This window comes from Micromonospora sp. NPDC051296 (assembly GCF_040682255.1).
GTDB lineage: Bacteria > Actinomycetota > Actinomycetes > Mycobacteriales > Micromonosporaceae > Micromonospora > Micromonospora craterilacus.
This window is the reverse complement of the sequence record NZ_JBFBAO010000629.1, coordinates 1-1,814: the sequence shown is the minus strand read 5'-3', so window position 1 is coordinate 1,814 and position 1,814 is coordinate 1. Positions and strand designations below refer to the sequence as shown.

The window sequence follows — 1,814 nt, the reverse complement described above, 5'->3', positions numbered from 1 at the left end:
GTCGGCGACGATCTACCTAAACGACGGGCTGCCGCACGGGGGCGCCGGGCAGTCCAGCCAGCTCAAGCGAGCGATCGCGCGACGCTCAGGCACCGGACCGGCGCCGTCCAGCAGCGCCGCCGACGGCCCAGCCAGTAGGTGAGATCGCGGTATCGCCTGCCGTCGACCAACGCGGTGCCCGCGATGACTCTGATCGGATCACGCAGCAGGCGTAGCGTCGTGGACTTGCCAGCATCGTCGAGGCCGATGAAACCGGTCACCCGACCAGGACGGACAGCCAAACCGGCATCGTCATCGATGGCAGTCGAGCCACAACACTTGGTGACCTCGATCATCGTTGCCTCGCTAGAGCTGACGGATCACGACCGCTCTAGCCTGCGGTGATCGCGGGGTCGCACGCGTCACCCGAAAGTAGACAGCTGCGGAGGCCTAGCGCTGCTCCTGCAGCAGACCACCCTCTTGGCGAGCGCAGCCTGGCAGGTGCCACGACCCCGCGGCGGCCGTCAAACTAGCGAATGTGATGGTCCGCAGTCTCGACGATAATCAGTGAGCCGGCCAGTACCTTCATATCACGGCCATGGCCGCGCACTCTATCGTCACCGATCGGGGCGGCCAATGGCATCCGGATCTGCCGTTGCGACACGAGGTCGCACTCTGCGAGTGGACTCGCAGTTAGGAGGGCCGACATGTTGTCGGTGGTGTAGTCCCGGGCGCGTGCTTGCTGCCTGGCCCCATCCTTGGCGTGCGCTGCTGGTAACGGCGGGGTGCGAAGCCCGAGGGAAAGCGGCTCAACGAATTTAGCGGGGGTCGAGGTGGCCTCGGGTTCGTCGGGTGGTGGCGCAGCGGGTGCGTAGTCGTTGGTTGATGGGGTTGCGGAAGCCGTAGGCGTCGCGGGCGACGGTTTTGATCACTCGGTTGGTGCCTTCGGAGCCGGCGTTGGTGATTCCGGTGCGGATGAACGTGAGGATCTGTGGCCACCAGGTCTCGATCGTGGTGGCAAGCCGGTGGAGTTCGGGCAGGTTGGCGTTGGCGCAGCGGCGGTAGAAGCGTTTCAGCAGCACGGCGACGCGTTCACGGTCCGGGTCGGTGCGGGCCAGCGCGAGCAGGTCGAGGAGGTCTTCCTTGGCGTTCCACGCCGCCAGGATCGGCACGCCGATGCGTGCGGGTAGCGCGGACAGTTCGGCTTGCAGGTCGTCGACGTGCGCGGCGCGCATCCGGGCGGCGTTGCGGGTCAGCCGGTTGCGTAGTTCCCATTCGCGGTTGCCTTTGCGGCCACGGCGGCCGCGGACCTGGACGGTGACCCGGCGGCGGACCTCGGTGACGGTGGCGTTGGCCAACTGGACGAGGTGGAAGTGGTCAACGACGAGTTGGGCGTGCGGCAGCACCCGCGCGACGGCGGACTTGAAGACCGTGCACATGTCGATCGCGACGTGGCGCACCTGATCACGCCACTGCGGTGGGCGGGCCAGGAGCCAGTCGGCCACGACCTGGGCGGTGCGGCCCTCGACCTGACCGAGCAGCCCCTGCCCTCCCGACAGATCCACGAAGCCGACGTGCCAGCGGTCGACGGTGCTCTCCCACGTGCCGGTGGTCTCGTCGAGGACGAACTTCGGCCGTCCCCGGCGGATCTCGTCGATGCCCAACGCCTCGACAGGTTGCGGCTGGACGGGCAGCACCGCAGCGGCATGCGCGGCGAACGCGGCGGCGACCACCGGCCAGGACATTTCGTGATCCCGCGCCGACTGCAGCACCGTGCGTCCACCGTCGGCGACCGCCGCGCCAGCCGCCGCCCGCAGCCGTGCGGTCAACCGCTT

Annotated in this window: 2 protein-coding genes; both read right to left on the bottom strand. The window is 68.2% G+C overall.

Annotated features, from left to right (window positions below; translation table 11 throughout):
- Positions 1–62 precede the first annotated feature (62 nt).
- Positions 63–335 carry a hypothetical protein gene (locus AB0M52_RS33660; RefSeq protein ID WP_363961900.1) on the bottom strand — a complete coding sequence of 91 codons (273 nt, stop codon included), beginning with the start codon at positions 333–335 and terminating at the stop codon, positions 63–65.
- A 462-nt stretch (positions 336–797) separates the two neighbouring features.
- On the bottom strand, positions 798–1,814 hold a 1,017-nt coding region (locus AB0M52_RS33655; protein ID WP_363961898.1), incomplete at its 5' end, for an ISL3 family transposase.